Origin of the sequence: Mesorhizobium sp. WSM3626, from assembly GCF_000513935.1 — a bacterium.
Lineage (GTDB): Bacteria > Pseudomonadota > Alphaproteobacteria > Rhizobiales > Rhizobiaceae > Mesorhizobium > Mesorhizobium salmacidum.
Window position 1 is genome coordinate 13,755 of the sequence record NZ_AZUY01000056.1, and the last position, 25,219, is coordinate 38,973.

Annotated in this window: 25 protein-coding genes and 1 pseudogene; 13 read left to right on the forward strand and 13 right to left on the reverse strand. The window is 63.6% G+C overall.

The genetic code is table 11. The features are described from left to right. Positions 1-7: 7 nt before the first annotated feature. Together M653_RS1000000138165 and M653_RS0127300 are read right to left on the reverse strand one after the other, a co-directional pair. On the reverse strand, positions 8-139 hold the full coding sequence (locus M653_RS1000000138165; RefSeq protein WP_013893872.1) for a hypothetical protein: 132 nt from the start codon (positions 137-139) through the stop codon (positions 8-10). 322 nt (positions 140-461) lie between these two features. Further along, positions 462-1,160: a type 1 glutamine amidotransferase gene (locus M653_RS0127300; protein ID WP_027146164.1), complete on the reverse strand. Its 699-nt coding sequence runs from the start codon at positions 1,158-1,160 to the stop codon at positions 462-464. Positions 1,161-1,247: 87 nt separating this feature from the next. On the opposite strand from M653_RS0127300, the gene M653_RS0127305 reads away from it, so the two are divergent. The 6 genes from M653_RS0127305 (at position 1,248) to M653_RS1000000136220 (ending at position 5,797) form a co-directional block, all read left to right on the forward strand. Continuing rightward, a complete protein-coding gene (locus tag M653_RS0127305) occupies positions 1,248-1,895 on the forward strand; it encodes a hypothetical protein (RefSeq protein WP_027146165.1) in 648 nt (215 codons plus the stop codon). 31 nt (positions 1,896-1,926) lie between these two features. Next, complete coding sequence (locus tag M653_RS0127310; RefSeq protein WP_027146166.1) at positions 1,927-2,661, forward strand: 16S rRNA (uracil(1498)-N(3))-methyltransferase; 735 nt, start codon at positions 1,927-1,929, stop codon at positions 2,659-2,661. Positions 2,662-2,805: 144 nt separating this feature from the next. Next, positions 2,806-4,179: a glutamate--cysteine ligase gene (locus M653_RS0127315; protein WP_027146167.1), complete on the forward strand. Its 1,374-nt coding sequence runs from the start codon at positions 2,806-2,808 to the stop codon at positions 4,177-4,179. An 89-nt stretch (positions 4,180-4,268) separates the two neighbouring features. Further along, positions 4,269-5,312 carry a DUF937 domain-containing protein gene (locus M653_RS0127320; RefSeq protein WP_027146168.1) on the forward strand — a complete coding sequence of 348 codons (1,044 nt, stop codon included), beginning with the start codon at positions 4,269-4,271 and terminating at the stop codon, positions 5,310-5,312. A gap of 25 nt (positions 5,313-5,337) precedes the next feature. Continuing rightward, on the forward strand, positions 5,338-5,589 hold the full coding sequence (locus M653_RS01000000133720; RefSeq protein ID WP_032936262.1) for a hypothetical protein: 252 nt from the start codon (positions 5,338-5,340) through the stop codon (positions 5,587-5,589). Beyond that, entirely contained in the window at positions 5,573-5,797 is a 225-nt protein-coding gene (locus M653_RS1000000136220; RefSeq protein WP_027146169.1) for a type II toxin-antitoxin system HicB family antitoxin, read from the forward strand. Before M653_RS01000000133720 ends, M653_RS1000000136220 begins: the two co-directional genes overlap by 17 nt. Positions 5,798-5,937: 140 nt before the next feature. Here the strand turns inward: M653_RS1000000136220 and M653_RS0127330 are convergent, their stop codons facing one another. Next, complete coding sequence (locus M653_RS0127330; protein WP_027146170.1) at positions 5,938-6,228, reverse strand: DUF1127 domain-containing protein; 291 nt, start codon at positions 6,226-6,228, stop codon at positions 5,938-5,940. A gap of 177 nt (positions 6,229-6,405) precedes the next feature. Here M653_RS0127330 and M653_RS0127335 point away from each other — a divergent pair, with 177 nt between their 5' ends. The 3 genes from M653_RS0127335 to M653_RS0127345 all read left to right on the forward strand — a co-directional run bounded on the left by M653_RS0127335 (position 6,406) and on the right by M653_RS0127345 (position 10,204). Continuing rightward, positions 6,406-7,362: a LysR substrate-binding domain-containing protein gene (locus tag M653_RS0127335; RefSeq protein ID WP_027146171.1), complete on the forward strand. Its 957-nt coding sequence runs from the start codon at positions 6,406-6,408 to the stop codon at positions 7,360-7,362. Between the two features lie 72 nt (positions 7,363-7,434). Further along, entirely contained in the window at positions 7,435-9,081 is a 1,647-nt protein-coding gene (gene xseA / locus M653_RS0127340; RefSeq protein ID WP_027146172.1) for an exodeoxyribonuclease VII large subunit, read from the forward strand. A gap of 4 nt (positions 9,082-9,085) precedes the next feature. Further along, a complete protein-coding gene (locus M653_RS0127345; protein ID WP_027146173.1) occupies positions 9,086-10,204 on the forward strand; it encodes a P1 family peptidase in 1,119 nt (372 codons plus the stop codon). Positions 10,205-10,270: 66 nt separating this feature from the next. On the opposite strand, the gene M653_RS0127350 is transcribed toward M653_RS0127345, so the two are convergent. The 3 genes from M653_RS0127350 to M653_RS0127360 form a co-directional block, all read right to left on the reverse strand. Next, positions 10,271-10,522, reverse strand: coding sequence for a DUF768 domain-containing protein (locus tag M653_RS0127350; protein ID WP_027146174.1), 252 nt, complete (start codon positions 10,520-10,522; stop codon positions 10,271-10,273). Between the two features lie 400 nt (positions 10,523-10,922). Then, positions 10,923-11,597: an SDR family NAD(P)-dependent oxidoreductase gene (locus M653_RS0127355; RefSeq protein ID WP_027146175.1), complete on the reverse strand. Its 675-nt coding sequence runs from the start codon at positions 11,595-11,597 to the stop codon at positions 10,923-10,925. 286 nt (positions 11,598-11,883) lie between these two features. Continuing rightward, entirely contained in the window at positions 11,884-12,903 is a 1,020-nt protein-coding gene (locus M653_RS0127360) for an isopenicillin N synthase family oxygenase (RefSeq protein ID WP_027146176.1), read from the reverse strand. A 356-nt stretch (positions 12,904-13,259) separates the two neighbouring features. Between M653_RS0127360 and M653_RS1000000136225 the strand changes: the two genes are divergently transcribed. Continuing rightward, complete coding sequence (locus M653_RS1000000136225) at positions 13,260-13,436, forward strand: hypothetical protein (RefSeq protein ID WP_245262380.1); 177 nt, start codon at positions 13,260-13,262, stop codon at positions 13,434-13,436. Between the two features lie 12 nt (positions 13,437-13,448). Here M653_RS1000000136225 and M653_RS0127370 read toward each other — a convergent pair whose 3' ends face one another. The 5 genes from M653_RS0127370 to M653_RS0127390 form a co-directional block, all read right to left on the reverse strand. Then, positions 13,449-14,345, reverse strand: a complete 897-nt coding sequence (locus M653_RS0127370; RefSeq protein WP_027146177.1) for a dihydrodipicolinate synthase family protein — start codon at positions 14,343-14,345, stop codon at positions 13,449-13,451. A gap of 25 nt (positions 14,346-14,370) precedes the next feature. Beyond that, positions 14,371-16,446 (reverse strand): dipeptide ABC transporter ATP-binding protein, encoded by a 2,076-nt coding sequence (locus tag M653_RS01000000133725; protein ID WP_084636938.1) that lies wholly within the window; start codon positions 16,444-16,446, stop codon positions 14,371-14,373. Then, on the reverse strand, positions 16,443-17,351 hold the full coding sequence (opp4C, locus tag M653_RS0127380) for an oligopeptide ABC transporter permease (protein WP_027146178.1): 909 nt from the start codon (positions 17,349-17,351) through the stop codon (positions 16,443-16,445). Before opp4C ends, M653_RS01000000133725 begins: the two co-directional genes overlap by 4 nt. Continuing rightward, entirely contained in the window at positions 17,344-18,300 is a 957-nt protein-coding gene (locus tag M653_RS0127385) for an ABC transporter permease (protein WP_027146179.1), read from the reverse strand. The genes opp4C and M653_RS0127385 overlap by 8 nt, the downstream gene beginning before the upstream one ends. A gap of 86 nt (positions 18,301-18,386) precedes the next feature. Next, complete coding sequence (locus tag M653_RS0127390) at positions 18,387-19,988, reverse strand: ABC transporter substrate-binding protein (RefSeq protein WP_027146180.1); 1,602 nt, start codon at positions 19,986-19,988, stop codon at positions 18,387-18,389. 218 nt (positions 19,989-20,206) lie between these two features. Between M653_RS0127390 and nanR the strand changes: the two genes are divergently transcribed. Next, positions 20,207-20,908, forward strand: a complete 702-nt coding sequence (gene nanR, locus M653_RS0127395; protein WP_280940125.1) for a transcriptional regulator NanR — start codon at positions 20,207-20,209, stop codon at positions 20,906-20,908. Between the two features lie 32 nt (positions 20,909-20,940). On the opposite strand, the gene M653_RS0127400 is transcribed toward nanR, so the two are convergent. Together M653_RS0127400 and uxuA are read right to left on the reverse strand one after the other, a co-directional pair. Beyond that, positions 20,941-22,287, reverse strand: coding sequence for an FAD-binding oxidoreductase (locus M653_RS0127400; RefSeq protein ID WP_027146182.1), 1,347 nt, complete (start codon positions 22,285-22,287; stop codon positions 20,941-20,943). Between the two features lie 317 nt (positions 22,288-22,604). Continuing rightward, the gene (gene uxuA, locus M653_RS0127405) at positions 22,605-23,789 is read right to left on the reverse strand and encodes a mannonate dehydratase (protein ID WP_027146183.1); all 1,185 of its coding nucleotides are present in this window, start codon (positions 23,787-23,789) and stop codon (positions 22,605-22,607) included. 99 nt (positions 23,790-23,888) lie between these two features. Here uxuA and M653_RS0127410 point away from each other — a divergent pair, with 99 nt between their 5' ends. Together M653_RS0127410 and M653_RS0127415 are read left to right on the forward strand one after the other, a co-directional pair. Beyond that, complete coding sequence (locus M653_RS0127410; protein WP_027146184.1) at positions 23,889-24,674, forward strand: SDR family oxidoreductase; 786 nt, start codon at positions 23,889-23,891, stop codon at positions 24,672-24,674. 123 nt (positions 24,675-24,797) lie between these two features. Further along, positions 24,798-25,219 (forward strand): annotated as a pseudogene (locus tag M653_RS0127415) (hypothetical protein); the annotation flags it as partial.

Genomic DNA, 25,219 nt, shown 5'->3' on the forward strand with positions numbered 1-25,219 from the left:
CCCTGGCTTAGCGCAGGGAGGCGGTGACGCCGTAGCCGTCGACGGCGTTGTGGTTGTTGGCCGCATCGGCGGCATAGATACCAAGACCGCAAAGCACGATGGCGGACAACATGGCAAAGGACAGAAGCGCTGCTTTCACGGAGGTCATCTCTTGTTGAGCCTTCTGCATCTGTGCACGAGGCGGTTACCAATGCGTTGAAAAGGAAAAATCGCTTCAAAGTTTCGACGATTTCGCGCTTCTAGGCGTGTTCCGTATCGATGGTGTGTCGCGCGGGTCACACAAAAAGTTCATCCCGGTTGCACAGCCGACATAGAGCGCGCGCCTTCTAGGATGGCGGCCGGACACAAGCCAAGGATGAAAGGGGTTTTCCCGGACGGATTCATGGCCGCGTGCCAATTATGTCACGCAGAACGCGAGGGATGGACGCTCAGGCTGTTTCGAAATTCGCTCTGACAGCCTCTCAGATCGTCGCCACCCAGGCACGGGCAATGGCGAGACCAGCAGCATCGGCGTCAGGGCCGTTGCGGGCCATTTCGCCATCGAGCTTGCCGGCCCAGTCGGGATGGCGCGCGGCAATGATCGGCGCGAAGGAGGAGCTCCAGTCCTTCACCATCGGCCGGTCAGCCTCGAAGTGGAACTGGAAGCCGTAGACGGCGCGGCCGAGGCGAAACGCCTGGTTTTCGGCGACATCGTTGCCGGCGAGCCGCACGGCGTTTTCGGGCAGCACGAATGTGTCGTCGTGCCACTGGAAGATCGGGAACTTTTCCGGCAGCTCAGCCAGCACCGGATCGGCCCTGGCGTCCGGCGTCAGCGACACGCCGCGCCAGCCGAATTCATTGGCGCCGCCGATGCGGTTCTCGCCGCCAAAGGCACGGGCGACGAGTTGGCCGCCGAGGCAGATGCCGAGCACGGCGCGATCCTTGCCGGCAAAATCGCGGGTCAGTTCGAGCAGCGCCGGAAAATAGGGATATTCTTCGTCGGCCAGCGCATTCTGGCCGCCGCCGAGCACCACCATGGCATCATGGCCGGTTGCGTCCCGTGGCAGCGGATCGCCCTTGTAGGGGAGGCGCACATCGAGATCGGCACCCGCTTCCGCCAATGCCGCGCCGACCTGGCCGAGCCCAGTATTGTCGTAGTTCTGGACAACCAGCACACGCATCGAAAACCCTGCTGACATGAAAAAGGTGCCACGAGCGATATCATGACGCCGGCATTTCAGCCAAGATGCGAGCGCGCGGAGAAAACTATGCCACTGCAGAACCGGGTCGATCCGTTCGGCGCCATCCACGCCGTGCCGGAGCGCGGCCTGTTCACCGGCAATCGCGGCATCATCCACGACCCCGCGACAAAGACTCTCCTGAAAAAGCGCTGGGCGCTTCAGGCCTGGATCATCTGCGTGTGCCAATTCCGCAATGTGCGGCGCGAGCCGATGGGCCGCAACCGGGCCGGTGGCAAGGCCGGCTGGACCGAGCTGTTCTTTCTCGACGAGGTGACGGCGCTCGCCGCCGGGCATCGCCCCTGCTTCTTTTGCCAGCGCGAACGGGCCAGGGATTTTGTCGCCCGCTTCGGCCAAGCCTACGGTATTGCCGAGCCGCGCGCGCCGCAGGTCGACAAGCGACTGCACAAGGAGCGGCTGGCTTCCGGCGGCAAACGGCCTGCGGTCGCAATGGACGCGCTTGCCCGCCTGCCCGACGGTGCGATGATCGCGGCTGGCGGCAGCGCGTACGCCTTGCGCCACGGCGAGGCATTGCCATGGGCTTTTGCCGGATATGCCCCGCCAACCAGCCTTGATCGGTTCGAGGACGAGACGCTTGTGCTGCTGACCCCGGAAACGACGCTTGCCGTCCTGCGCCATGGCTTTCAACCCGTGTGGCATCCTTCCGCCAAGGCTTGACGCCGGCAGCCGCCTCGCCCATTCCTCGGCCATGCGCGCCAACTACAAGATGCAACGTCTGTTCGTGCCCGATGACCTCGGACCAGACATCGAGTTCGAGCCGGGCCAGCAGCAGAGCCATTATCTCCTGCATGTGCTGCGGCTCGCCGAAGGCACCGAGATCCTTGTCTTCAATGGCCGCGACGGCGAGTGGTCGGCGGCGATATCAGCGAAATCAAAGCGGTCGGTGCGGCTGAAGGTACTGGCGCCGCAAAGACCGCAGCCGCCCCTGCCCGATCTCATCTATTGTTTCGCACCGCTGAAGCAGGGCCGGCTCGATTATCTCGTGCAGAAGGCGGTCGAGATGGGCGCCGGCATCCTGCAGCCGGTCATCACCCAGCACACGCAGGTGGCAAAGCCGTCGATCGATCGCCTGCGCGCCAATGTCGTCGAGGCCGCCGAACAATGCGGCATCCTGGCGGTGCCGGAGGTTCGCGAGGCGGAAAAATTCGAACGCCTGCTGACCGGGTGGAACAAGGAAAGGCGGCTGATCTTCTGCGACGAGGACGCCTCGACCAACAACCCGTTGCCTGCCTTGCAGGCGGTAAAGGAGAAAAAGCTCGCCCTGCTGGTCGGGCCCGAAGGCGGCTTTTCCGACGAGGAGCGTAAGATGTTGCGGGCGCTCCCCTTCGTGACCGCCATTCCGCTCGGGCCGCGTATCCTGCGCGCCGACACGGCGGCCGTGGCGGCGCTTGCGGCGATGCAGGCAACAATCGGCGACTGGTAAGACGTTGTCTCTCGCAAGAGGTGCTTGCGGGCAGTGGCCTTCAATTCCTCTTGACCTGTGGCTCAGGATTTTTCGCTTGATCGGCTACTGACATTTCGTCCATTTAGCGCCGGCGGTGGGTCCAACCGCCTTGAGGGCTTGACAATGGCGCGCGACACAACCGATTTCCGGCCTATCGAAGGCGTAGACGAGCTTGTCGAGCACCTGGCCGAAGGCAACAAGCCGCGTGAAAAATGGCGCATCGGCACCGAGCACGAAAAATTCCCGTTCTATGTCGATGGCAACGCACCGGTGCCTTACGGCGGCGAGCGCGGCATCCGCGCCATCCTAGAAGGCATGCAGAACAAGCTGGGCTGGGATCCGATCATGGATGCCGGCCGCATCATCGGTCTGGTCGAGCCGACCGGCCAGGGCGCGATTTCGCTGGAGCCCGGCGGACAATTCGAGCTCTCCGGCGCGCCGCTGGAGTCCATCCACCAGACCTGCCGCGAAGGCAATGCCCACCTGGCGCAGGTGCGCGAGATCGCCGAGCCGATGGGCATCCGCTTCCTTGGCCTCGGCGGCAGCCCGAAATGGTCGCTGGCCGAGACGCCGAAAATGCCGAAGTCGCGCTATGAGATCATGACGCGCTACATGCCCAAGGTCGGCACCAAGGGCCTCGACATGATGTACCGCACCTGCACGATCCAGGTGAACCTCGACTTCGAGAGCGAGACCGACATGCGGCGCAAGATGCAGGTGTCGCTGAAACTGCAGCCGCTGTCGACGGCGCTGTTCGCCAACTCGCCCTTCACCGACAGCCGGCCGAACGGGCTACAGAGCTGGCGCGGCGACATCTGGCGCGACACCGACAACCAGCGCTCCGGCCTGCTCGAATTCTGCTTCTCGCCGGATTTCGGCTTTGCCGACTATGTCGAATGGGCGCTCGACGTGCCGATGTATTTCGTCATTCGTGACGGCCACTATCACGACATGACGCACATCACCTTCCGCCAGTTCATGGCCGGGGCCGCGCGTAACGACGTGCCGGACGGCCTGCCGACGATGGGCGACTGGGCGAACCATCTGTCGACTTTGTTCCCCGACGTTCGGCTGAAGCGTTTCCTGGAAATGCGCGGCGCCGATGGCGGTCCCTGGCGGCGTATCTGCGCGCTGCCGGCCTTCTGGGTCGGGCTGCTTTATGACGAGGCGGCACTCGACGCGGCCGAGGCATTGACGTCGAGCTGGACATACAAGGAAGTGCTGGCCATGCGCAACGCCGTGCCGGAGCTCGGTATTTCCGCGCCCTTCCGCAACACCACGCTGCGCGAGATCGCGCGCGACGTCATGGCCATTTCGCGCACCGGGCTGAAGAACCGCGGCAAGAAGAATCGCGACGGCTACGACGAAACCTCGTTCCTCAACACACTCGATGAAGTTGTGGCGCGCGGCACCACCAGCGCCGAGGAGATGCTGTCGGCCTATCACACGCGCTGGGGCGGCTCGATCGAGCCGGTATTCATGGAATATGCCTATTAACCGCGGGCGATAGCCACGGCAAAAGTAGCTTCAATCGGGCATTGAAACGAATTAGGCTCTCTTTCGAGGATTTCCCGGAGGAGAAGCCGATGCCCACCTTGTTCGACATGCTGACGCAGGCCCAGAACGGCAATGGCATGCAGGCGCTTGCCCAGCAATACGGGCTTTCGATGCAGCAGACACAGGCGGCGGTCGCCGCACTGTTGCCGGCCTTTTCACAAGGGTTGCAGCGCAACACCGCCGATCCCTATGGGCTCGGCGCCTTCATGACGGCGATGGCAAGCGGCCAGCACGCCAAGTATTTCGAGGACGCGACACGCGCCTTCTCCCCGCAAGGCGTCGATGAAGGCAACGGCATTCTGGGACATCTGTTCGGTTCGAAGGACCTGTCGCGCGCCGTGGCCAGCCAGGCGGCGCAGGCAAGCGGCGTCAGCCAGCAGGTCCTGCAGCAGATGCTGCCCGCGATCGCCTCGATGGTAATGGGCGGACTGTTCAAGCAGACGACAAACCAGTTGACAGGCGGCCAGACGCAGGCTGCGGGAGGCTTCGGCGGCGGCAACAATCCACTGGGCGAAATCATCGAGCAGATGATGCGGCAGGGCGGCATGCAGGCACCGGCGCCACAACAGCGGCAGGCACCGCCGCCTCAGACGGACAACCCGCTCGGCAAGGTCTTGCAGGACATGTTCGGCGGCGGCTCAGCGCAACCACAAAGCCAGCCGCAGCCGGCACCCAATCCCTATGGCGATAATCCGCTCGGCAAGGTGCTGCAGGATATGTTCGGTGGCGGCGCGCCGCAGCAACCACAAGGTCGACCCCAGCCACAGCAGACACAGAGCCCCTACGGCGACAACCCGCTGGGGAAAATCTTCGAGGAGATGCTGCGGCAAGGCGGCGGCTTCGGTGGCATGCCGGGCGGGCAGCCGACGCCTCAACCTCAAGCGTCGCGGCCGCAGGCGCCCCAGCCGCGCCAGACCCCACAGCCGCAGGCCAATCCAAGCGGCCGGCCAAGGAACCCGTTCGACGACATTTTCGGCAAGATGTTCGAAACCGGCGCCCAGCAGCGCGATGACTACCAGAAGGGCGTGGAAACGATCTTCGACCAGTTCAAGCGCGACATGGACCGGCGATAGCAGTTCAAACGTCCGAGACAAATCCATGAGCAAACGGCTGGAGCAGATGCGCCGCAATCCTCTTGGTGACTGGTCGATCAATGACGTGAAGGCAGTTTGTGACGAGGCGGGCGTCCGATGCATCCCCCCGAGATCAGGCGGTTCGCATTACAAGATCTATCATTCTGCGATGGCCGACATTCTGACCGTGCCTTTCAAACGGCCAATCAAACCCGTATATATCCGGAAACTCGTAACATTCATCGACGAGGCAAAGAGACATGACGGACAGACTTGAATATCCGGTCATCATCGCGCCGCTTGCGATCGAGGACGGAGGTGGGTTTTCAGCCCTTGTACCAGATCTTCCTGGTTGCATCAGCGACGGTGAAACTCCCGAAGAGGCCATCGCAAATGTTCAAGATGCCATAGCGTCCTGGATAGAGGCCGCGCATGATCTCGGCAGATCGATACCAAAACCATCGCGAAAGCTGGCATTCGCCTGAGCAAAAAGAAAAGCCCGGTCCTTGGGAGGACCGGGCAGCGTGCAGGCAGGCCGGCGGGGAACCGGCAGGGAGTGGGGAGCCTGCATGAACCTTGGTCGCGCTGAGCCGCAAAAAGGTTCAACGGGACCGAAACTCAGCAATCAGGCCACCTTGCGGGCGATGTCCTCGATCGTTTCAACGCGATCGCTGGCGATCTCACGCAGGATCGCCGTCGGATCGCGGCCAAACGGCACGTCGATTGCGACATGCAGGTCGGCGCGCGTCAGGCCGATATCGGCGAGCTCGGCGTCCGACATCTCGCCAAGGCGGTAAAAGGCGCGGCGATTTTTCCAGGCGCGGTAGGCGTTGGAGACGGTGTTGGCCACGCGCGTCGCAACGGCCGGACGCGAAGTGATGCGCGGGGTCTCGGTGGCGAAATCGATCGTGGTCATGTCGGTCTCCTTCAGACTCGAACGGGCGAAACCCGACGATCGGCGCTGATGACAGCGGCCGTTCCGGCTTCGATTCACATGCCTTCATGTGGACAATGCCAATTTGCCATCGACCGATTGATTAATCCAACGAATGTTTTTAATCTTTGGCATCAACACTAGTGATGGATCACGCCGATGAAAGCGCCGCTCGATCTCGATCAATTGCAGACCTTCATCTCGATCGCCGATACCGGCAGCTTCACCCGTGCAGCGGAAGAAGTGCACCGCACCCAGTCGGCGGTGTCGATGCAGATGCGCCGGCTGGAGGAACGGATCGGCAAGCCGCTGTTCGAGAAGGAGGGGCGCAGCAACAGGCTGACCGAGGAAGGCGACAAGCTGCTCTCCTACGCAAGACGGCTGCTCTATCTCAACCGCGAGACGCTCGCCGCCTTCGATGACCAGCGGCTCGAAGGCACGATCCGCATCGGCACGCCGGACGACTATGCCGACCGTTTCCTGCCGGAGATCATGGCACGTTTCACCCGCTCCAATCCGCGCGTCGAACTGACCGTCATCTGCGAACCGACGCCGGGGCTGGTCGAGCACATCAAGCGCGGCAATCTCGACCTGGCGCTGGTGACGCACAATGATGTGCGCGGCCAATCGGAGGTGGTGCGGCGCGAACCGCTGCTGTGGGTCTCCTCGGCCAACCATGCGACGCATGAACAGGAAATTCTGCCGATGGCCTTCGGCCGGCCGAACTGCATCTGGCGGCGCGCCGCCGTCGACGTTCTGGACCAGCAGAACCGCGACTACCGCATCCTGTTCACCAGTTTCTCGGCGACCGTGATCACCGCGGCCGTGCTATCCGGCCTGGCGATTTCGGTGCTGCCGGAATGCGCGCTCAGGCCCGGCATGAGGGTGCTGGGCGAAGCCGACGGCTTCGGCGCCCTGCCCGACTGCCGCATCGGCATCATGCGCGGCCAGACCTCACGACCCGAAATCGTCGACGCGCTTGCCCGCCACATCTCGGAAAGCCTGGACAATATCTCGATCGCGCTTGGCGAGGACACAGGGACGTTCGATTTCGCGGCCCTCGCCTTCGCCAAGATGAAGCGGAGCAAGGCAAACCAGATCGTGCCCGGCTGGTAGGATGCTGGTCATGAATATCGGGACTGACATGGCCGCCTTGACGTCGGCGCTCAACCAGCCCCCAATCGCCGGATGAGCGAAGCAGCATCCGAATCACGCACCAACGCCACCGAATACACGGTGAGCGAGATTTCGGGCGCGCTGAAGCGCACGGTCGAGGACGTCTTCGGCAATGTGCGGGTGCGCGGCGAAATCTCGGGCTATCGTGGGCCGCATTCCTCCGGCCATGCCTATTTCGCGCTGAAGGACGACCGCGCCCGGCTCGACGCCGTGGTGTGGAAAGGCACGATGAGCCGGCTGAAATTCCGTCCCGAAGAGGGGATGGAGGTGATCGCCACCGGCAAGCTCACCACCTATCCCGGCAAGTCCAACTACCAGATCGTCATCGACAATCTGGAGCCGGCAGGCGCCGGGGCGCTGATGGCCCTGCTGGAGGAGCGCAAGCGCCGGCTGCAGGCCGAAGGGCTTTTCGACGCCGGCCGCAAGCGCCGGCTGCCATTCATGCCGTGCACCATCGGCGTCGTCACCTCGCCGACCGGGTCCGTCATCCGCGACATCATCCACCGCATCAAGGACCGCTTTCCGCTGCATGTACTGGTCTGGCCGGTGCGCGTGCAGGGCGACACGGCGAGTGCGGAAGTGACCAATGCCGTCACCGGTTTCAACGCACTGGCGTGGGACAGCCCCATCCAGCGCCCCGATCTGCTGATCGTCGCGCGCGGCGGCGGCAGCCTGGAAGATCTGTGGGGCTTCAATGACGAGGCGCTCGCCCGCGCAGTCGCCGCCTCCGACATTCCGGTGATTTCGGCCGTAGGGCATGAAACCGACTGGACGCTGATCGACCTTGTCGCGGATGTGCGGGCGCCGACACCGACGGGCGCGGCCGAAATCGCCGTGCCGGTGAAGGCTGACCTCGAAGCAACGCTGGCCAGCCTCGGCGCACGGCTCAAGGCCGCGGTGCTGCGCAATTTCGAACGCAAGCGTCAGGCAGCCCGTGCGGCGGCGCGTGCGCTGCCCTCGCCCGATCAATTGCTGGCGTTGCCGCGCCGGCGCCTGGACGAGGCGACATCGAGGCTCGGTCGTGGCCTGATGGTTTCCACCGAGCGCAAGCGGGCACGATTCTTCGCCGTAAAATTGACGCCGGCAATGCTGTCGCAGCGGATTGCCGAGGCGCGTCGCACCAACGACCGTAATCTTTTGCGCGCGCAAGGGGCGCTGCGCACCCTGGCGAGAAGCCGGCGCGCGGAGCTCAATCGTGCCGCGGACCAGTTGCCAAAATGCGCCAAGACGTCGTTGCAGCGGCACAGACAGCAACTGGCTTTGCTGCAGGGCCGCATCACGATCGAGCCGACAGCCCGGCGGCAACGTGTGCAGAGGGATATGCTGTCGGATTTGACGAGACGCGGCGGTCAGGCGATGCTGCTCAGGCTGGAGCGGTTGCGCGGCCGCATCATCCAGGCCGACCGGCTGATGGCGACGCTTTCGCACAAGGCCGTCCTGGCGCGCGGCTTCGCGCTGGTTAAGGATGCCGACGGCGCCGTCATCAAGCAGGCCGCCGACGTGGCGTCTGGGATGGCGCTTTCGCTGGAATTCGCGGACGGTACGGCGGATGCGGTGGCAACCAGCGGCGCGGCGCGGCCAAAGCCCGCTGCCAAGCCGGCTGCAAAGGCCCCAGTTGCCAAGGCTAGAGAACCCGGCAATCAGGGATCCTTGTTCTAAGAGCATGACCGACAATCCGCGCCATCTGGCAACGCCGTCCGGTAAGCCGCGCACGCGAAGCTTCAATATCGGCTTCGACGGAACGCCTGGGCCGTTCAACGCGATCACCGACGTGCCTGGCGTCGCGGTCGGCTATGTGACGCTGATATCGGGCGACGGTCCGCTTGTCGTCGGCAAGGGACCGGTGCGCACCGGTGTCACCGCGATCCTGCCCAGGTTGCGCGCCGAGCTGGCGACGCCGGTCTTCGCCGGGATCTTCAGCCAGAACGGCAATGGCGAGCTGACCGGCTCGCACATCATCGAGGAAACCGGCGCCTTCAACTTCCCGATCACCATCACCAACACGCATTCCTGCGGGGTTTCGCGTGACGGCACGCTGCGTTGGATGAACCAAGTGCTGCCGGCGGCCGTCGACAGCACCTGGGGCTTGCCGGTGGCAGCGGAGACCTATGACGGGTTTCTCAACGACATCAACGGCCACCATCTGACATCGCAGCATGTCGCCGAAGCCCTTGACGGCGCCGCCAGCGGTCCGATCGAGGAAGGCAGCGTCGGCGGCGGCACCGGCATGATCACTTTCGGCTTCAAGGCCGGTTCCGGCACGGCCTCGCGCATCGTCGCATGGCAAGGGCGCACCTACACGGTCGGCGCCTTCGTGCAGTCGAATTTCGGCAAGCGGCCCAATTTCACCATTCGTGGCCTGCGCGCCGGTTCCGAACTCACCGAACCGGCGATCCGCGAAACCACGTCGCGCGCAGAAAAGGGCTCAATCATCGCCGTCGTCGCGACCGACGCGCCTTTCCTGCCGCACCAGATGAAGCGGCTGGCCCGCCGCGTGCCGCTCGGCGTCGCCATGACCGGCGGCTTCGGCTACCACAGTTCGGGCGACATTTTTCTCGCCTTCTCGACCGCCAATCCTGCCGCGGCGCTGGGGCTGACTGGCCGCATCGCCAGCGCCGATTTCATTCCCGATGTGGACATCGACCCGTTCTTCGATGCCGTGATCCAGACTGTGGAGGAATCGATCCTCAACGCTCTTGTCGCCAATCACGACATGACCGGTCGCGATGGTAATTTCGTGCCTGCCCTGCCGAAAGCATGGCTCAAAGAAAAATTTGGCTGAGAAGGGTACCAAAGACGAAAACGCGGGCCGAAGCCCGCGCATTCAGACAGGGTTGTCCCTGAAAATCTATTCCGCAGCCTTGCTGGAAGCCTGCTGGCTTTCATCGGCCTCGGCCGCTTCCTCTAGCCGGGAAGCGATGAGTTCCTGGATGTCGCCGACTTCCTCCTGGATGTCCTCCAGCGGTATGCCGACCTCGGCCGCCTTGGCGGCGCATTCCCTGGCCAGTGTCTCGGCCTGCTTCTCGATCCTGGCCGGGGACTGGCAATGGACCTTTTCGCCGATCCATCCCCGCAAGAATTCGATGGCGTGTTCACTCATACTGCTATTCCCTTGCGGCAAAGCCGGTTGGTAATCCTAAACGTCTGCATCCCGTAAAGGATGCATGTTCCCATTCGAGCCGAGTCGCGGCCGGACGGCAAGCCGAAGCCGTCCAGGGTCCACAGAGCCGAAGGAATTCGAGGGGTGAAGGACATTTTCTGTTTCTGAAGGACCGTACCGTTGGCGGGATCTGCCCGCTCCAAGCAATTGCTTCTACCTTTTACGGCTTCCAGTCCGTTTCGTATCTCGATGGCTGTCGCTACAGCCGCCTTATGACGTTGCGCTTCAAGGCGCGAGCCATCGAAGCCGCCGCTATATAGTGATGTCCATACACTATGTCGACTCTCCTCAAGGCCCGTGCACAGGAGCCATGCAAAAGTCGCATGGATCGCAGATCCGGTCAGAAGTTTTCGACCCACGGCCTGAGTTCCATTTCCCAGGTCCACGCGCTGCGGTGCTGGCGGTGGATGGCGAGATAGGCATCGGCGATCGCGTCCGGCGACAGCCGCCGATCCTGCGGTTCGGTGGCCGAGGCAATGGCGCCGTCGATGATGAAATGCGCGACGTGAATGTTCTTGGGCGCCAGTTCACGGGCCATGGACTGCGCCAGCCCGCGCAATCCGAATTTGGGCATCGCAAAGCCGGCGGAGCCGGCGAACCCCTTCACGCTTGCCGTCGCTCCGGTGAAGAAGATCGAGCCCGCCCCTTGAGCGATCAGCCGGCGGGCCGCCTGGCGGCCGACCAGGAACCCGCCATAGGCCCCGACAAGCAGCGCCTGACGAACCGCCTCGGGATCGAGTTCGGCCAGCGGACCGCGGGCGCGGCCGCCGGCGTTGAAAACCACCAGGGAAAGCGGGCCAGCTTTGTCGGCGACATCGAACAGACGCTCCACCGACGTGGCATCGGAGACATCCGTTGCCACGGCTTGCGCGCCGGTTTGCGCCTGCAATGCATCGAGCTTCTCGATGTTTCGGGCGGCCAGGACAACTTGAAACCCTTCCCTGGCGAGAAGGCGCGCGAGCGAGGCACTCAAGCCGGAGCCCACCCCGGCAATGACGGCGACATTGGATGTCATGAGACCTCTCCTTCTTCCACTGATTGCAATGGCTGGCAGATGTTGAACTCTGCCGGATCAACGCCGCACCGGCAACGCGCACGGTGGAATGAAAAATGGCCGGGCGCGAAAACGGCCCGGCCAAAAGAAGGTCATGACCTTCAGAGGGGAACACCGTTCAGCGAAATGGGAGGAAAACACCGAACGGATTTGTTATTTTGAACCGATCCTTGCAAGGGCACGACAAATGATTTTCTAAAATCGGTCCGAACTACGAAAAATTCTGTTCGTTCTTGTATCAACTGGCTCAACCCGCCCCGGTTTCCGGCTGAAGCAGGTCCGCGTAATGGCGGCGCGCGACGTCAGGGTGCGAGCGCAGCCGGCTTTTCAGTACATTGGTTCCGACATCGCGAAACAGCGGATTGTCCGGATCGCTGGCCGGCCCGCGCGCCTGCGCCGCCAGTTCCTCCGGCAATTCGAGCAGCGGTATCGTCGCATCGAGCTTGGCGCTGAAGAAGAACGGCACCGAAATGCGCTCGATGCCGGCGGGCGGCGTCACGACGCGATGCACAGTCGCGCGCAAATAGCCGTTCGAGGCCAGTTCGAGCAATTCACCGATGTTGACGACGAGCGTGCCGGGAATAGGGTCCACATACACCCAGCTGCCATCATAGTCGACCTGGAGCCCCTTGTTGTCATCCTGGAGCAGCAGCGTCAGGAAACCGCCATCCTTGTGCGCGCCGACACCTTGGTCGCCGCCGGTCGCCTCGCGGCCGGGGTAGCGCACGATCTTCATGCGATGGTTTGGTGAGTCTCGATAGACCGGGTCGAAGGCATCCTCGGGTTGCTCGAGCGACAGCGCGAAAGCTTTCAGCAGCCGGATCGCCACCGCTGTTGCCTTGGCCTGCCAGGCAAGCAAGGCCGGTTTGAGCTCCGGCAACGCAGCCGGCCATTGGTTCGGCCCCTGCAGCCGCGTCCAGGCGGGAATTCCGGGGCCTTGCGCTATGGGTTGGCGCTCGACGCCGATGTCGAGCTGTTCGCGCCAATCGGCCTTGCCCTTGGTCAGCTCGCCGCCGGCGCGCGTATAGCCGCGGAACTGCGAGGACTTGACCATGTCGATCGCGAGCTTGTCGGCCTCCCCCAAGGCAAAGAAGCGGCGCGATGCGGTGAGCACCTCGCTGATCTCCGCCCACGAGATGCCATGCCCAGCCAGATAGAAAAAGCCGATGTCGCGCGAGGCGGAACGCAGATCCGCCAGAAACGTCCGACGCTCCGAGGCGCCTTGTTCAAAGCGGCTCAGATCGAGCACGGGTACTATTCTGGGCATATCAGGCTCCTTTCCTGGTTTTCTGCGGATGTTTACCCATCCGCAAACCAGGACTGTTGGACTTGCGTGCACTCTCGGCGGTCACAACGCCAGCAATGCCTGCAAGTCTCATCGACTCCAGATTGCCAAGAAAGAAACGATCGGCCCTTCGAAGCCGCCGCGACGAACAATTTTTCCACGTGCGCCGGCAAAGCTGACAATGGCCGCGATCATTCAGCAGGATGCGGATCGCCGCAACTGCGCACGGCCTCTGCCCTATTGGGCTGCCCTGAGCAGCATGCCGAAGAGGTCGCGTGGCTCGTCGGGATCGGCCAGCATGTCGGTCCCACGACAACGGCGTCTATCGCGGATATGAGTTGGGTGCGGCCTTCAGCTATGTCGGGCTGAAGGCCAACGTGCTCGAATTCATCCCGCCACTGACGCCGACCGAAGATGAAGTGGCCGAGGACATTGATATCGTCGACCAAGCCATTGCCGACGTGAATGCCGGCAAGGTGTGGGATGCGGATGTCGCGTCGTTCATGATGTGGTGAAGGAGCCTCGGCTCACACCAGCCACTCCTTGATCGCCGGGCGGGCGAGCACCGCGCGCATGCGGTCCTCGGCATCGGTGACCGCCAGCGCCATCGGCGCGCGGGTCGGGCCGCAATCGACGCCGATAACGCGGAAGGCCGCCTTCATGCCCGGCAGCACGCCGGTCTCCAGCAGTGCCTCGACGAAGTCCTGCGACACCATCTGCAGCGCCTTCGCCCGTGAAAGATCGCCAGCGCGGACCGCCTGGTCGATCGCTACGTAGAGCCTGCCAAGGAGATTGTAGGTCGTTCCGATGCCGCCTTCGGTGCCGAGCATGCCGGCGGCGGCATAGATCTCATCGAAGCCGTAGTAGAAGAGCTTTTGCGGCTGCCGCTTGCGCAGCAGGGAATATTTGAACAGGTCGGTGGAGGTGAACTTGATGCCGACGACATTTTTGAGGTCGAGCAGCCGAACCAGCAGGGGAAGCGGCAGCGGCCGGCCGGTGCGCAAGGGTATCTCGTAGACGATAAGCGGCAGGTCCGTCGCCGCCGCCAATGCCTGGTAATAGCCGAAGACTTCCTCGTCGGAGAACGGGTAGGAATGCGGCGGCAGCGCCGACAGCGCGTGATAGCCAAGCTTCTGCGCCTGCCGCGCCAGACGGATGGAATCGCGCAGGTTCGGCATGCCGACATGGGCGATCAGCTTGACGCCCGTTGAGGTCGCGCTGGCGAAGGCCACCTCTTGCTGCGCCAACAATTCGTCCACCGTCAGCAAGCCGGATTCGCCGCTGCTGCCACCGACATAGAGACCGGCCAGACCCTGGCGCAGCACATAGTCGTTGATGTTGCGCTGGCGTTGCGGATCGAACTCGCCGGCATCGCTCAGTCCGGTCATCAGGGCGGCATACATGCCCGCCAATTGCTTGGTCATTGGGATCCTCGGTTTTCCAGATTTGTCATGATGCGGCTTCGCCAGCGTGGTGGCAGGCGACGAGATGCTGGCCGGTGACGGCGGAGCCGAAATCGCGCCGTGCCGGATCGACCTTGGTGCAGATCTCGGTCGCCAGGGGGCAGCGCGGATGGAAATGGCAGCCGGGCGGCGGCTTCGACGGATCGGGTACGCCACCGCCAAGCACGATACGCCGGCCCGTTCCGCCCGCCTTGGGATCGGGCATCGGGATCGCCGACAACAGAGCGCGCGTATAGGGATGCAATGGTGCGCCGAACACCGCCGGCGTGGTGCCGATCTCGACGATGCGGCCGAGATACATCACCGCGACGCGGTCGCTGAGATAGCGGACCATCGACAGATCGTGACCGACGAACAGATAGGTCAGGCCGAGGCGCGTCTTGAGGTCGTCGAGCAGATTGACGATCTGCGCCTGGATCGAGACGTCGAGCGCCGAGATCGGCTCGTCGGCAATGATGAATTTCGGATTGGCCGCCAACGCGCGGGCAATGCCGACGCGCTGGCGCTGGCCGCCGGAGAGCTCGAACGGATAGCGGTTTCGCAGCGCTTCCCGGAGACCCACCAGTACCAACAATTCGCTGACGCGCACGTCACGCGAGGCGCGGGTGCCGATCTTCTGCGCACGCAGCCCTTCGCCGATGATGCGGCCGACGGTCATGCGCGGGTTGAGTGAGCCGAACGGGTTCTGGAACACCATCTGCATGTCGCGGCGGCGCCGCTTCAGCTCTTCGCCTGTCGCGCCCGCATAGTCCCTGCCTTCGAACACGATGCTGCCGGCGCTTGGGCGCTCCAGGCCGAGCACGGCGCGGCCGGTCGTCGACTTGCCGCAGCCGCTTTCGCCGACCAGCGCCAGCGTCTCGCCGCGCATCACCTCGAAGCTGACGCCGTCGACCGCATGCACCGCGCCGACCTGCCGTCGCAGGACTCCGCGCCGGATCGGGAAATGCACTTTGAGGTCCGTGACCGTGAGCAACGGTTCCTGGGCAGCTGCGACAGCCGGCTTCGCGCCTGATGCGACCGCCAGAGAGCGCGGCAGATGGTCGACCTCGCGCCACCGCCAGCAGGCCGTGGTGTGGCCGGCGGCAACCGGTTCCAGCGGCGGCTTCTGCTCGCGACAGCGCGCTTCGGCATAATCGCAGCGCGGCGCGAAGGCACAGAAGGTCGGCGCCAGTGTGACATTGGGCGGCGCGCCCTTGATCGGCACCAGCCTGGTGTTTGCCGCCGTCAGCGACGGGATCGAGTTGAGCAGGCCGATCGTATAGGGATGCTTGGTTGCCGAAAACAAATCGTCGACCGGGGCGCTCTCGACGATCGAGCCGGCATACATCACCGCGACGCGATCGACGAAGCCGGCGACCAGGCTGAGGTCGTGGCTGATCCAGATGATCGCCATGCCGAGCTGCTTTTGCAGGCGCACGACCAGTTCGACGATCTGCGCCTGGATGGTGACGTCGAGCGCCGTCGTCGGCTCGTCGGCGATCAGGATCGACGGCTTGCACACCAGCGCCATGGCGATGCCGATGCGCTGCAACTGGCCGCCCGAGAACTGATGCGGAAAGGCGCGCATACGCTGCGGCGCGTTGGCGATGCCGACCAGCGCCAGCATGTCGAGCGCCTCGCGTTCGGCCTCGGCCTCGTTCAGGCCCTGGTGCTCGCGAAGCGCCTCGGTCAGTTGCAGGCCGATGGTCAGCACCGGGTTCAGCGACGACATCGGATCCTGGAAGATCATGGCGATGTCGCGGCCGCGTATCCGGCGCAGTTCGCTGTCGGGCATGGCCAGCAGATCGCGGCCACGAAACAGCGCGCGGCCCGCGGTGACGCGGCCGGGCGGCTTGCGGATCAGGCCCATCAGCGTCTGCACGGTGACCGACTTACCGGAGCCGCTCTCGCCGACGATCGCCAAAGACTCGCCCTCGGCAAGCTCGAAGGAGACGTCGTTGACGGCATAGACGGAGTTGCCGCGCGGGCCGAACTCGACGCTCAGCCCCTGTATGGAAAGCACGGGCTGTTGCCCCGGCGCCGGCGCGACCTTGCCGCGGGCGAGCGTTTCCAGGCCGGTCACTTGCCGCCCCCGCCCATGATGTGCTGCGGATCGAGCGCATCGCGCAGGCCGTCGCCGACGAAGTTGATGCTGAGCACTGCCATGGCGATCATCGCGCCGGGCGGGATCCACATCCAGGGCTGGCTCTCCAGGATCGACAGCGTGCGCGCGTCGCGCAGCATGTTGCCCCAACTGGCGGCCGGCGCCTGCGCGCCAAGGCCGAGGAAGGAGAGCGAAGCTTCGAGCAGGATGACGGTCGCGACGTCGAGGGTGATCGCCACCAGGATGGGGCTCAGCACGTTGGGCAGGATGTGTTCGAGGATGATGATCGAGGGCGAGGTGCCGAGCGAGCGCGCGGCCAGGATGAACTCCTGATTGCGCAAGGCCAGAATCTCGCCGCGTGTCAGGCGGGCTATGGAGGGCCAGCTCAGCAGTCCGATCACGACCATGGTGTTGAAGATGCTGGGCCCGACGACCGCGACGAAAGCGATGATGATGACCAGCCGCGGGAAGGTCAGCACCATGTCGATCAGACCCATCAGCAAGAGGTCGACCTTGCCGCCGAAATAGCCGGCGACGCAGCCGATGAAGATGCCGATCGCGGCCGAGATCGCTACGGCGACGAAGCCGACCGTCAGCGAGATGCGGCCGCCATAGAGGATGCGGGCGAAGATGTCGCGACCGGTGCCGTCCGTGCCCAGCCAGTGGATGCCGCCGGGCGGCTGGTTGCGCCCCCTGAGGTCGATGTCGTTGGGTCCGTAGTGGGCGATCAGCGGCGCCAGCACGCAGGCGAGCACGATGGTGGCAAGCATGATCAAGCCGAGCGTGGCCAGACGGTGGTTGAGGAAGCGGCGTGCCGCCTCGCCCCACAGGCCGCGAGAGGCACCGGCGGCGATCGTCATATCGGCGGCGGTGGCGTCAGTCATAGCTTACCCTGGGATCGAGCACGCTGTAGACGATGTCGGTGGCGAGATTGGCCAGCATGACGATGATGGCGGTGATCAGCACATAGCCCATGATCACGGGGCTATCCCTGTTCACCACGGAATCGATGAACATCAGGCCGATGCCGGGCCACTGGAAGATGGTCTCGATCACCACCGAGCCACCGAACAGCGTCGGCAGTGCGAGGCCGAAGACGGTGACCAGCGGGATCAGCGCGTTGCGCAGGCCATGGCGCAGCGTGATGGTGCGGGGCTTGAGCCCCTTGGCCTTGGCGGTGCGCATATAGCTCTGGTTCAGCACTTCGAGCATGCCGGCGCGGGCATAGCGCATGAAGATCGCGGCGCGGAACAAGGCAAGTGCTGCCGCCGGCAAGATTAGGTGCCTGAGATTGTCGAGGAGCGAGAAGTTTTCACCAGCCGTGGAAATGCCCGACGACGGCAGCCAGCGCAGCTCCAGCGCAAAGACGTAAACGAGCAAAAGTCCCATGAAGAAGTCCGGGATCGAGACGCCGACAAAGCCGGCAAGCGTCAGCGAATAGTCGGTGAGCTTGTATTGCCTGAGTGCCGAGAGCACGCCCAGCGTGGTGCCGATGACGAAAGCGACGAGCAGTGCGACACCCATCAGCTCCAGCGTAATCGGCAACCGCTCGACGATGATGTCGCCGACACCGCGGCCATTGACGAAGGAGCGGCCGAGATTGCCGTGCAGGATCTGGCCGATCCAGTTGAGGTATTGGACATAGACCGGCTGGTCGAGGCCGAGTTCGCCGCGCCGCATGGCGATCAGCTCCTCGCTCGACGGCGCCTCCGCCGTGATCATCGCCAGCACCGCGTCGCCAGGCATGGCATGCGCGATGGCAAAGACGATCACGGTAACGCCGAACAGCACCGGGATGCTGAGCAAGAGTTTTCGCAGGAGATAGCTGAGCACCGGCCTCTCCTAGGGCTGAAGGCGGTTCTGAGACAATGGATCGTGAGGCTCGCTCAGAGCCCCACGACCGGCAGGGATATCCGCGGCTATTTCGCCACCTCCCACTTCTCGACTTCGTTGTAGACCGGGTGATTGAAGATCACGAGCGGCTGTTCCTTGAAGTGCTGCGCCAGGCCGACGATCCGGTTGTTGAAGGCGAGCGGCCGCACCTCGTTCCAAAGCCAGGCCTTGGGCAGGTCCTGATTGAGGATGCGCGAGGCCTCCTGATAGCTCGCGGCGCGCGTGGCGCGGTCGTTGGATTCAAGCCCCTTGTTGAAGAGTTCGTCGACCTTGGGGTTGCAGTAGCCCATGGCGAGCGGCTTGGCGCCGCAGACGACCAGAGGCGAGCCGAGCGAGGGATCGAGGCCCATGCCTTGCGCGAAGAAGCCCATCTGGAAGCTGCCGTCGGCATAGATCTGGTTGATCGCCGCCGGATCGAGCAGGCGCGGCTGGATGTTGACGCCGACGGCGGCCAGATAACTCTGGATGGCGGTGACGGTGTCGACGTTCATCTGGTCGGAATAATAGTAGATGAAGTCGACCGGCTGGCTCGCATCCCAGCCTGCGTCGGTGAGCAGCTGCTTGGCCTTGTCGGGATTGTAGTCGTAGGGTTCGAGGTCCTTGGCGCGCGCCCAGTCCTGCGGGAACAGCGTGTTCAGGAGTTCACCGGCGCCCTGCTTGACGGTCTCGATGATCGCCTTGCGGTCGATGGCATAAAGCATCGCCTGGCGCACGCGCACATCGGCGAAGCGCTTGTTCTCCAGGTTGAATTGCAGATAGGTCGGCAGGCCGGCGGAGAATTTCGGCAGCACGGTCAGATAGTCGAGCTTCTGCAGGCGGGGCAGTTCGGCGATCGGCACGCCGCCGCCCTCATAGGACATGGCGTCGACCTCCTGCGTCTCAAGCGCGGCGATGATCGGCGGCACATCCTTGTAGATCTGGTAGATGATGCGGTCGAGCTTGGGCGCGCCAAGGAAATAGTCGGGATTGCGGTCGACCTCGACATACTGGTCGCTCTCATACTTCTTCCAGATGAATGGGCCGGTGCCGACCCGGTTGACCCAGAAGGCATTGCCCTTGATGTCGGCGGGCGCGACCTTGCCCAGAATGTGCTCGGGAAAGATGCTGATGGCGATCAGCTGCAGCTCGACCCAGAGCGGCTTGGCGCTGTCGAGTTCGATCTGCACGGTCGCGTCGTCCACCGCCTTCACCCCGGCAAGCGAGGTGGTCGAGCCATCCTGGAAGGCCTTGTAGCCGGCCACGGCGGAAAGCTTCTGCGACCAGGGCGAGCCGACCTTCGGGTTGGCGTAGAGGTTGAGGCTGAACACCACGTCCTTGGCGGTGAAAGGCGTGCCGTCATGCCATTTGACGCCATGGCGCAGGCTGAAGACATAGGTCTTGCCGCCGTCGGGCGTCTTCCAGCTTTCGGCCAGCATCGGCTGCACGTCGTCGCCCGTCCACTTGATGTGGACGAGGCCCTGCAGCACGGTCTCATCGAGCCGATGGCCGCAGGTGGTGTGCAGCGTGCCCATCTCGATACAGCCGGTGCGCATGGCCGAGCGGAACGTGCCGCCTCCTTCGGCCTTCGCAGCGCCTGCGGCAAGCATGAGCGCCAGGGCCGGCAAAAGGCTGATCAGAAATCGTCTCATGGAATTCTCCTCCCTTCGATTGTGTCGGTCGGTCGCGGCTGACGTCGGAGCGCGCGTTCTCGCGGTCGCCTGGTCGCGGTTTCGCGTCAGTCGCCCATTGGCAAGTAGCGACCTCCTCCTACCCCTCGGTCGCACCGCGCCTCAGCGATCCACAGCTCCTTGCCTGTGCTCACTTGCAGCGATTGGTCTAATAGCTTAAAAGGTAGACCATGCACAATATGCCGGTCCGAAAAAAATTGTCCGACGAGGTCCGTCTCCGCCTGGAGGCGATGATCAGGGATGAAGTTTATCCGGTCGGCGCTTCGCTGCCGTCCGAGCGCGAACTGATGTCGATGTTCGATGTCGGGCGCCCCTCGGTACGCGAGGCGCTGTTTGCGCTGGAGAAGATGGGCCTTGTGCGCATCAACAGCGGCGAGCGGCCCAAGGTGACGCGGCCGACGCCGAAGAACATGCTGGAGCAGTTGACAGGCACCGCACATCTTTTGATGGACCAGCCCGACGGCATCGGCCATTTCGAACAACTGCGGCTGTTCCTCGAAGTCTCGATCGCGCGCCATGCCGCAGAGATGGCGATGCAAGCGCAGACCGATGCTCTGGCCGCCGCGCTGGCCGAAAACGAACGCGCCATTTCACGCGCCCGCGCCTTCGCGGTCACCGACGTCGCGTTTCACCGCGTGCTGACCGCGATCCCCGGCAATCCGATTTTTCTCGCCGCGCACGAAGCGCTGGTGGAGTGGCTGATCAACCAGCGCATCCACATGGCCAACACCGAACTCGAAAACCGCATCAGTTTCGCCGGGCACAAGGCAGTCTTCGAAGCCATCGAGCGGCACGATCCGGAAGCCGCCGGCCAGGCGATGCGCGAGCATCTGGAAAACGCCCGGCGCAAATTCAATCCCCGCCAGGCGAAACCAGATTAACCCTCTCGTCGAACCTGTACACCGGACGAGATCTAAAGCGATGGTCCCATCTGGATCGGGCTGCCGTCGCTGAACCGGGATTGGCGAAACCTATGAAGGTTATGTCCGGTCTCGTTGCCCTGGATCAAGTCGGACAGGACGCGGCCCATGCCAGGGCCTATGCCAAAGCCGTGGCCGCTCATCCCTGTCGCGATGACGAGACCCGGAACCGCAGCAGTACGATCCACGACAGGCACGACATCCGGCATCGCATCGATCATGCCGGCCCAGCTTGCCCTGAGAGGTACCGCCTCGAATTGTGGGAAAAGCCCCTTGAACCCTCGATCGATGGCGCGAAGCGCCTTGGGCTCCGGGGCAGGATTGAGAACGCGCATCCTTTCGAACGGGCTTTCCTTGTCCGCCTCCCATTTGCGTGGGGTAGACCAGCTGTCCGGATATGCGCGAGGCGCCGCCGGCAGGTAGCGCGTGCCGAAAGGATTTGCTTTCAGGGCGGGCAGGTATTTCGGTGCGTGACGCAATGCATCCGGCCCGACATAGAGCAGATGGCTGCCTCCCGCCGCCAGCGTGTATCCGCCGTCCTTTCTACGCCGGAAGGCGATGCGTTCGTCCGCTGCGGCGCCCGCATGGATTTCCGGCATCGGCGCGGTCGCTGCGACGGTCGTGCGGACACTGAGCTGCGGGATCGAGACGCCGTGCGCGCGCAGGAACAGCGACGTCCAGGCGCCGCTGGCGACAAGCACATTCGATGTGGCGATGCGGCCTTGTTCGGTCCAGACACCGCTGATGCGCCCCGCGGAGATATCGAGCATGCGTGCCGCACAGTTCTCGATGATGGTGACGCCCTGGCGAGCGGCCAGGCGGGCAAACGCCGGCACCGCGACCCAGGGCTCGGCACGCATGTCCGATGGAGTGGTCATGGCGCCCTTGAAGGGGCGCGACATGGCCGGGATCAGCCTGGCGGTCTCACCCCGGTCGAGGAGACGCGTGTCGACGCCATGGGCCTCGGCGATCTTCAGGAACTTGGCGAAATCGGCCATTTCCTTGTCGGTCCGCGCGAGATAGGTCACGCCGGTCTGCGTCAAGCCTATGTCCTCGCCGCACTCCTGGGCCAGTTGGCGCCAGAGATGCTGCGCTTCGATGACGATGGGCAGTTCGTCCGCGTCGCGGCCCTGCTGGCGGATCCAACCCCAATTGCGCGAGGACTGCTCCGCGGCGATGCGTCCCTTCTCCACCAAGGTCACCGGTATATTGCGCCGCGCCAGGAACAAGGCCGCGGTCACGCCGATGATGCCACCGCCGATAATGACCACATCCGACGTCTTCGGCAGCGGCGCCTGAAACTGGATCGGACTGGCTTCGCTGAAAGGGAAGATCGTCAAAGGATTGTCCTTTTTCACAGGCATGGCCGCGCGCCGATGGCTGGTTCGGGTGGCGCGAGGTCGCGCGCTTCTATGGGAAACTGACCAGGCGTGAAGTGCATCGACGAGCACTACACGACCGGTCTCGAAAATTTGCGTGCCAGCTCAATGAAATTGTTGACCACCCGTCGAGGTCGCTTCTCGTCGCCGCAGCCAGCTCCTGGCCTCATCGACAATCGGGAATTAGGCTCGGGGATGCCGGACAGGGTCAGCCTCGGTGTGACTTGTCGCGACATTCCAGCGGAAGATCGCAAACGATAGCTTGCCGCCCTAAGACTTCAGGCGAGCCCGAACCGCTCTACGGCACGCATGATGCCGCGCAATTCGGCCAGACCTTTCAGCCGGCCGATGAGTGAATAGCCGGGGTTGATCTTCTTCTTGCCGATGTCGTCGGCGAGCAGATGCCCATGATCCGGCCGCATCGGGATTTGCCAGTCGGCCCTGCCTTCCCNGCGACGGCGCTTCTCTTCCTGCATCAAAGCGAGGATGACATGCGCCATGTCGGTGCCACCCTCCAGATGCTCCGCCTCATAGAACGAGCCGTCTTCCTCGATGGTGATGTTGCGCATGTGGACGAAATGGATGCGGTCAGCGAATTCCTTGACCATGGCGACGATGTCGTTGTCGGCGCGCGTGCCGTAGGAGCCGGTGCAGAACGTCAAGCCATTGGCCGGGCTGTCGACCGTCGTGAGGATGAAGCGCGCATCCTCCGCCGTGGAAACGACGCGCGGCAGGCCATAGAGCGAGAACGGCGGATCGTCGGGATGGATGCACATGCGCACACCCTCCTCTTCGGCCGCCGGGATGATCTCGCGCAGGAACCAGGCCAGGTTGTCGCGCAGTTCCTTCGGCCCGATCGCATCGTATTCCGCCAGGGCCTCGCGAAAACTGTCCCTGTTATAGCTGCGCTCCGTCGCCGGCAGGCCGGCGATCAGGTTGCGCTCGATCTGGTCGATCTGCTCCGGCGTCAGCACCTTCAGCCGCTTCTCGGCTTCGGCGATACGCGCCGGCGTGTAGCTCTGCGCGCCATTCTTGCGCTGCAGGACAAAGAGATCATAGGCGGCAAAGTCGATCGCGTCGAAACGCAAGGCATAACCGGTCGTCGGCAGCCGGTAGGCCAGGTCGGTGCGGGTCCAGTCGACCACCGGCATGAAATTGTAGCAGATCGTCCGGATGCCAGCCCTGGCGAGCACGCGGATACTGTCGCGATAATAGCCGGCATAGCGCTCGCGCTCCGGCGTGCCGATCTTGAAGGAATTGTGGACCGGAATGCTCTCGACAACCGACCAGGTCAGCCCAGCCGCCTCGATGATGCGCTTGCGCTCAAGCACATCGGCCTCGGGCCAGGCCCTGCCGTCATAAATCTGGTGAAGCGCTGAAACCACGCCGGTGGCGCCGGCTTGTTTGACATGTTCAAGCGTCACCGGATCATCGGGACCGTACCAGCGCCAACACTGTTCCATTGCCACTTCCTTTTTGCGAGAGACCGGCAACCTATTGTTTGACCATGATGAGTGTCAAACTAAGAGCCGGTATCGATAACGAATGAAGGAGCTTCCGCGATGAAGGATTTTGACGGCAAGGTGGCATTGGTGACAGGGACGACCGGTATCGGCCTGGCAACTGCCAAACGCCTTGCGGCGGGGGGTGCCGCGATCGTCGCCTGCGGCGTCGATCGGGAAGCCAATGCCGCCATGCAGGAGAGCCTCGCCAAGGCCGGAGCGAGCGTTCTGGTCCGGACGGTGGACGTCTCGGTTTCCGACCAGGTGCGCGAGGCGGTCGCGGCCGGCGTGGCGAAATTCGGCGGCATCGATGTCATCGTCAATTCGGCGGCGGTGCATCCCTATGGAACGGCGACGACCACCGACTGGGAAACCTGGAACCGGGCGATGACGGTCAATGTCGGCTCGATCTATCTGACCGCCCATTTCGGCATCCCGGAAATGATCAAGCGGGGCGGCGGCGCCATCGTCAACGTCGCTTCGGTGCAGGGCTTCGCCTGCCAGCAAAACGTCGCCGCCTATGCCACGACCAAGGGCGCCATCCATACACTGACACGTTCGCTGGCGCTCGACTATGCCGCATCGGGCATAAGGGTCAATTCGGTCAGCCCAGGCTCGATCCGCACACCGATCCTCGAAAGGGCCGCGCGTGGCGACGGCGGCAGCGACGCAGATGTCGAAGAAGCCTACAGGCGGTTCGGCGCGGCCCATCCGCTCGGCCGTATCGGCGAGCCGGAGGAGGTGGCGGAGTTCATAGCGTTCCTGTGTTCGTCGAGGGCCGGCTTCTGCACCGGCGCGGACTATAAGATCGACGGCGGCCTCACCGCCGGCATCGGCGTGAAGTAGCGCCATGAAGGCCGGACTTGGGCTCTATCGGGGGTGGCGGCATTAACGCATCCAGTTCGGAACAATCTTTTTTGGTCGAAGTTTTACCCCTTGAAGGGACGAACTCTCCGAAGGAGATTTCCTATGAAACATGTTCTCATTACCAGCATGCTTGCGATCGGGCTCGGCTGCGGGACGGCGATGGCCCAGTCGCAGCAGCCCGCCGACAGCCAATCAGGAGCGGACACAAATTGCGCTTCCGGCACGACCAACTGCCAGAAGGGCTCGAAGATGAAAGAGCAGGCACAGGGTACCAAGTCCCAGACTGATCAGCAGGCTCAGGGCAAGGCCAAGGTCAAGACCGACGAGCAGGCTCAGGGCAAGGCCGGCGCCACCACGGACCAGCAGGCACAGGGCAAGGCCAAGGTCCAGACCGATCAGCAGGCCCAGGGCAAGGCCGGTACCAAGACGGACCAGCAGGCCCAGGACAAGACCAAGGTCCAGACCAATCAGCAGGCCCAGGGCAAGGCCGGCACCACGACCGACCAGCAGGCCCAGGACAAGAC

What these genes read in the sequence shown, in the direction of transcription:
- M653_RS0127410 (WP_027146184.1), top strand. Translation starts at nt 23,889, where the DNA reads ATGAAGGATTTTGACGGCAAGGTGGCATTGGTGACAGGGACGACCGGT.
- M653_RS01000000133720 (WP_032936262.1), top strand. Translation starts at nt 5,338, where the DNA reads ATGAGCAAACGGCTGGAGCAGATGCGCCGCAATCCTCTTGGTGACTGG.
- nanR (WP_280940125.1), top strand. Translation starts at nt 20,207, where the DNA reads ATGCCGGTCCGAAAAAAATTGTCCGACGAGGTCCGTCTCCGCCTGGAG.
- M653_RS0127315 (WP_027146167.1), top strand. Translation starts at nt 2,806, where the DNA reads ATGGCGCGCGACACAACCGATTTCCGGCCTATCGAAGGCGTAGACGAG.
- M653_RS0127390 (WP_027146180.1), bottom strand. Translation starts at nt 19,988, where the DNA reads ATGAGACGATTTCTGATCAGCCTTTTGCCGGCCCTGGCGCTCATGCTT.
- M653_RS0127305 (WP_027146165.1), top strand. Translation starts at nt 1,248, where the DNA reads ATGCCACTGCAGAACCGGGTCGATCCGTTCGGCGCCATCCACGCCGTG.
- M653_RS0127345 (WP_027146173.1), top strand. Translation starts at nt 9,086, where the DNA reads ATGACCGACAATCCGCGCCATCTGGCAACGCCGTCCGGTAAGCCGCGC.
- opp4C (WP_027146178.1), bottom strand. Translation starts at nt 17,351, where the DNA reads ATGACTGACGCCACCGCCGCCGATATGACGATCGCCGCCGGTGCCTCT.
- M653_RS0127300 (WP_027146164.1), bottom strand. Translation starts at nt 1,160, where the DNA reads ATGCGTGTGCTGGTTGTCCAGAACTACGACAATACTGGGCTCGGCCAG.
- M653_RS0127370 (WP_027146177.1), bottom strand. Translation starts at nt 14,345, where the DNA reads ATGACCAAGCAATTGGCGGGCATGTATGCCGCCCTGATGACCGGACTG.
- M653_RS0127310 (WP_027146166.1), top strand. Translation starts at nt 1,927, where the DNA reads ATGCGCGCCAACTACAAGATGCAACGTCTGTTCGTGCCCGATGACCTC.
- xseA (WP_027146172.1), top strand. Translation starts at nt 7,435, where the DNA reads ATGAGCGAAGCAGCATCCGAATCACGCACCAACGCCACCGAATACACG.
- M653_RS0127335 (WP_027146171.1), top strand. Translation starts at nt 6,406, where the DNA reads ATGAAAGCGCCGCTCGATCTCGATCAATTGCAGACCTTCATCTCGATC.
- M653_RS0127330 (WP_027146170.1), bottom strand. Translation starts at nt 6,228, where the DNA reads ATGACCACGATCGATTTCGCCACCGAGACCCCGCGCATCACTTCGCGT.
- M653_RS0127360 (WP_027146176.1), bottom strand. Translation starts at nt 12,903, where the DNA reads ATGCCCAGAATAGTACCCGTGCTCGATCTGAGCCGCTTTGAACAAGGC.
- M653_RS1000000136220 (WP_027146169.1), top strand. Translation starts at nt 5,573, where the DNA reads ATGACGGACAGACTTGAATATCCGGTCATCATCGCGCCGCTTGCGATC.
- M653_RS0127355 (WP_027146175.1), bottom strand. Translation starts at nt 11,597, where the DNA reads ATGACATCCAATGTCGCCGTCATTGCCGGGGTGGGCTCCGGCTTGAGT.
- M653_RS0127350 (WP_027146174.1), bottom strand. Translation starts at nt 10,522, where the DNA reads ATGAGTGAACACGCCATCGAATTCTTGCGGGGATGGATCGGCGAAAAG.
- M653_RS0127320 (WP_027146168.1), top strand. Translation starts at nt 4,269, where the DNA reads ATGCCCACCTTGTTCGACATGCTGACGCAGGCCCAGAACGGCAATGGC.